Below are 4,693 nucleotides of genomic sequence, written 5' to 3'. Positions count from 1 at the left end.
AAGCTGCCGCTCGCCGGGCTCGCGGAGCGCCACGAGCGCGATCTCGGCAGCCCCGCGCCGCGCCATCAGGTTCACGACCTCGACGGGCCCTGCCTCGAGTGCGGTCACGATCTCCGTCTCGCCGGTGAAGCGCACCGTCGTAAAAGGTTCACGCTCGTCAAGATCCTGCGCGGGCGACTTCAGCACCAGCCCGCGACCATCGACGACCATCTGAAGACGATCGATGCCGGGCATATGGGAGAACGGACCGGGCGCCACGATCGGCGTGCTCGCAAAGCGCCAGAGCAGGCTGCTCCAATCCTTCGCCGGCGCATCGGCGCGCCAGGCGCCCGCAATGTCGGTGAAGATGCCGCCGCCGTTCTTCCAGGGCGAGCGGGTGTAGTCTTCGGATTTGAGCAGCGTGGTTTTCATCAATCAAGCCATCCGGGACACTGGTGGGCAGACGTCGTAGCACATCATAGGCGTGATGGCAGACCATCTGCCAACCGGCCGACGAGCGAACCACGCAGACAGGACCGTAGCCCGGATGGAGCGCAGCGCAGTCCGGGCTACGGCGGCCCCTCACATCCCGCTCAGGCCGCTATCCACCGCAAGAGTCTGCGCGGTGACGTAGACGCTCTCGTCCGACAGGAAGAACAGCACGGCATAGGCGATCTCCCATGCGGTGGCTTGGCGGCCGAAGGGCACGTGGCCCTTGCCGCGCGAGGGACGGCCGGCGCCGGCTTCGCGGCCGTTCGGGGTGTCGACGAGGCCGGGATAGACGAGGTTGGCACGGATGCCGCGGCGCGAACCGAGATGGGCGATGTTGCGCATCAGGCCGCCAAGCGCGGCCTTTGAGGAATCATACACTGCCATCTGCGATCCCGCTTTCAGCGCGGCGATGGAGGAGATGAAGACGACGGCGCCGCCATCGTCGAATCTCGGCATCGCGGCGCGGCAGCACAGCATGGGACCGCGGACGTTGACGTCGTAGATCCTGTTCCACTCCTCGGGGCTGACGGCATCGAGTCCGACCTTGCCGAAGGTGCCGATGTTCAGCACCATGCCGTCGAGCCCACCCATGGCGCGATGCGCCTCCTCGATCATGCGGACGACGTCAGCCTCACGCGTGACGTCGGCCGTGATGGCAAAGCCCTCGCCGCCTTCATCGGTGATATGCTTGACGGTCTGCTGCGCGGAGGTGTGGTTGAGGTCGGCGACCGCGACCTTGGCGCCCTCCCGCGCGCACAGAATGCTCATGGCGCGGCCGTTGCCGATCGGATCGATGGCGGCGTCGAACACGCGCTGGCCGCCGCCGACGATCAGGATGCGGCGCCCCTTCAGACGCCCCCTGCCCGGCGCCTCACCCAGAGATTCCGCACTCGGCGGGCGGACGTAGCGTTCCGGCTTGCTCTCGGTTTCCGTCATCTCAAGCCGCCCTACTTCTTGCCGCCGTCATAGACCGTCATGCCGGCGGCGGGATCGAGATCGGTTTCGGTCGCTTCCGTGAGGCGCGCCATCATCATGTAGAAGCCGAGCGCGACGATGGATTCCACGATCTCCTGGTCGCTGAAATGTTTTCGCGCGGCAGCGAACGTGGCCTCGGGGACGCGGACGTTCTCGACCACCTCGCGGCCGAATTTCAGCAGGGCGCGCTCGGCCTCGTTCAGCGCGGCGGCGTCGTAGTCCGCTCGCTCGACCGCATCGACCTGCCCTTGCGTGCAGCCGACGCCGAGCGCGATCGGCACGTGCTGGCGCCATTCATAGGCGCCGCCCTCGAGCTGCGCGGCCTGAAGGATCAGCAGCTCGCGGTAGACCGCCGAGAGCTTCTGCTTGTGCAGGATCGAATTGCCGAGCCGCATCGCCGGGATCATGTTGGCCTCGGCATGGGCCATCATGCGAAAGATGTTGAGCTTGACCGGCATGCGGTCGAACGAGGCGCGGATGTCGCCGCTCGTCGTCTCCGGATCAATCAGGGGCAGCCTTGCCACGGTTCTCTCCCTTGGGCTTTCGTTTCTTGTTGTCGGTATCGTCGCCTGCCGCGATCAGCGACAGGAAGAAAGCGAGATAGCGCTCGATCGCCTCGATCACCTTGGATCGCGGCGAGGGCGCGGCGCCCATCACGTAATGCTCGAGACGGATGTAGATCAGGCCTGCCGCGAACAACCGCGCGGTCTCGCGCGGATCCGGCGTCTTGACCAAACCGGCGAGCGCGAAGCCGCGAAAATAGTCCGTCATCAGGCTCTGCTCGCGCGCGTAGAAATGATCGGCGAATTTGGCGCGGATGCCGGGCACGCGGTTGCGCTCGGCCGTGATGACTTTCTGGAACTGGTGCTCGCGCGGGTCGGACCATTGCTCGACGAGGTCGAGCGCAAACTGGCGGCAGAACGCGGCGGGCTGGCGCGCCAGCTGCTTGTAGCGCGGCTCTTCCAACCGGCTTGCCGAGCTCGCCGGGCCATGCTCGCTGACGATCGCCTCCAGGATCGCGGCCTTGCCGGGAAAGTGGTTGTAGAGGCTGCTTTCGCGGATGCCGACGCGGCGCGCCAGCTCGCGCATCGAGGCGCCGCCATAGCCGCTCTGCGCGAACAGGTTGAGCGCCTCGTAAAGAATGCGCTCCCGTGTCGTGGGCGCAGCCGCTTCCGCCGCGCTTGTGGGAGGGACAGCCATGGGTGCTTGACTAACGAACGATCGTTCGCTAGTCAACCGTACGAACGATCGTTCGTTTTTCATGTCCTATGCGACGATCCTCGACCGCGACGCAGAACATCTCTGCGTGAGCGCGGTGGCATTCAACTCCGCTCGATAAGCGGAGAGCAATTGGGAGACAACGACATGGCACGCCTCGCCCGCTTTTTGCCCGCGCGGCAAACCATCATGACGCTTTGCGTCGTCTCATCGTCACTGCCGGTCCTGTCTGCGGCGGCGCCCGCATACGCCGAGGATCCGGCCGCCTACCCCACGCACAAGATCAAGATGCTGCTGCCTTATGCCGCCGGCGGCGGCGGTGATGTGGTCGGCCGGCTGCTCGCGGACAGGATGGGCAAGACGCTCGGACAGAGCATCTATATCGAGAACCACACCGGCGCTGCCGGCACGCTCGGCACGCAGATGGTCGCGACTTCGCCGAATGACGGCTACACCATCACCGTCGGCGGCATGACCACGCATGTGCTGGCTCCCGCCATCTATCCAAAGCTGCCCTACGATCCGATCAAGGATTTCACGACCATCGGCCGCGTCGGGACGTCCTCGATCATGCTGGTCGCGACCAAGAATTTCGCCGCCAATGACATCAAGGGCCTGGTCGCGCTGGCCAAGAAGGGCGAACCAGTCCAGTACGGCAGCTGGGGCGTCGGCTCGACCGGACAATTTTGCGCGGAAATCCTGATGCAGCAGACCGGCATCAAGATGGACCACGTGCCGTTCAACGGCATCGCAAAACTAGCCGGCGACCTGCTCGGCGGCCACATCTCGCTCGCGACACTCGACGTGGCGACGGCAACGCCGCTGGTGAAGGACGGCTCGATCAAGGCGCTGGCCGCCTGCGGCGAGCGTTCGCCGAGCCTGCCTGATATCGCCAGCTACAAGGAGCAGGGCGTGCCGTTCGACCGCAGCCTGTCCTGGGCCATGTATGCGCCGGCGGGCCTCGCTCCCCCGATCGCACAGAAACTGTCGGCGGCGCTGAAGGACGCGCTCGGCGATGCCGCCGTGAAGGAGAAGCTGCTCGGGCTCGGCATCACCCCGCAATTCGTGCCCGGCGAGGAGCAGCGCGACATCAACGCCCGCGACATCGCGGCCTGGAAGCAGGTTGCCAAGGACGCGGGCATTGAGGTCAAGTGAATTGGCTGACAAGAGGAGCGCGGGCATGAGCCGCATCTTCGGCGCGGTGCGCCAGAACGGATATGTGGTGCGTGACATCCACGCTGCGATGAAGCACTGGATCGAGGTGATGGGCGTCGGCCCCTGGTACTACATGGACCGCGTCAAGACCGACTGGTTCCGACATCGCGGTCAGGATTCGACTGTCGAGATGAGCATTGCGCTGGCCAATTCCGGCGATCTCCAGATCGAGCTGATCCAGCAGCGCAACGACGCGCCCTCGCTGTACAGGGAATTCCTCGACGCCGGTCACGAAGGCCTCCAGCACATGTCATATTGGAGCCATGACTACCAGGCGCTCTACGACAAGGCACTCGGGCTCGGCTACAGGATCGGCCATGAGGGCCAGATCGGCGGCGACAAGGGCCGCTTTGCCTATTTCGACACCCAGGCCCATCCGGGCACGGTGATCGAGATTTCCGACATCAGCGGCACCAAGGGGCCGTTTTTCGAGAAGGTCCGGCAGGCCGCGAAGAGCTGGGACGGCACGCGGCCGATCCGCGAGGTCGGCGGGGCAAAATCGTAAGGCGCCATCAGGGACTTCGCCAATGCTGTCCGAGAGCGCGCAAGGCGATGCAGGAACCGGCGGGGTTCACGTCATTGCTGGCGCGGTAGACGGCGATCCATGGTAGGATGAGCCCGCATTCGAACCTGCAGCGAGGCAACATGTCCGACACTGACAAGGTTTTCGCCGGCTCGATTCCGAAAATCTACGACGAGTATCTCGTCCCGATGATCTTCTCCGTCTATGCGGAGGACATCGCACGTCGCGTCGCCGCCCGCACTCCCTCCGCGCTGCTCGAGATCGCCGCGGGCACCGGCGCAGTGACGCGCG

At 65.2% G+C, this 4,693-nt stretch carries 6 protein-coding genes and 1 pseudogene; 3 read left to right on the top strand and 4 right to left on the bottom strand.

Annotation, left to right across the window (positions count from 1 at the left end):
* From MOV74_RS31575 to MOV74_RS31560, 4 genes are all read right to left on the bottom strand, one after another.
* Positions 1-411 (bottom strand): HutD family protein (locus tag MOV74_RS31575; protein ID WP_246930889.1); only part of this gene is annotated, 411 nt, incomplete at its 3' end.
* 150 nt (positions 412-561) lie between these two features.
* Positions 562-1,407, bottom strand: coding sequence for an SDR family NAD(P)-dependent oxidoreductase (locus MOV74_RS31570; RefSeq protein ID WP_246930887.1), 846 nt, complete (start codon positions 1,405-1,407; stop codon positions 562-564).
* A gap of 11 nt (positions 1,408-1,418) precedes the next feature.
* Complete coding sequence (locus tag MOV74_RS31565; protein ID WP_246930884.1) at positions 1,419-1,970, bottom strand: carboxymuconolactone decarboxylase family protein; 552 nt, start codon at positions 1,968-1,970, stop codon at positions 1,419-1,421.
* Positions 1,948-2,646 (bottom strand): TetR/AcrR family transcriptional regulator, encoded by a 699-nt coding sequence (locus MOV74_RS31560; RefSeq protein ID WP_246930882.1) that lies wholly within the window; start codon positions 2,644-2,646, stop codon positions 1,948-1,950. Before MOV74_RS31560 ends, MOV74_RS31565 begins: the two co-directional genes overlap by 23 nt.
* 207 nt (positions 2,647-2,853) lie before the next feature.
* On the opposite strand from MOV74_RS31560, the gene MOV74_RS31555 reads away from it, so the two are divergent.
* The 3 genes and pseudogenes from MOV74_RS31555 to MOV74_RS31545 all read left to right on the top strand — a co-directional run.
* On the top strand, positions 2,854-3,819 hold the full coding sequence (locus MOV74_RS31555; protein WP_309486854.1) for a tripartite tricarboxylate transporter substrate binding protein: 966 nt from the start codon (positions 2,854-2,856) through the stop codon (positions 3,817-3,819).
* Positions 3,820-3,844: 25 nt separating this feature from the next.
* Entirely contained in the window at positions 3,845-4,384 is a 540-nt protein-coding gene (locus tag MOV74_RS31550) for a VOC family protein (RefSeq protein ID WP_246930878.1), read from the top strand.
* Positions 4,385-4,524: 140 nt separating this feature from the next.
* A pseudogene (locus tag MOV74_RS31545) lies at positions 4,525-4,693 on the top strand (SAM-dependent methyltransferase); the annotation flags it as partial.

Origin of the sequence: Bradyrhizobium sp. SHOUNA76, assembly GCF_023006445.1 — a bacterium.
Lineage (GTDB): Bacteria > Pseudomonadota > Alphaproteobacteria > Rhizobiales > Xanthobacteraceae > Bradyrhizobium.
This window is presented reverse-complemented; position numbering and strand designations above follow the sequence as displayed.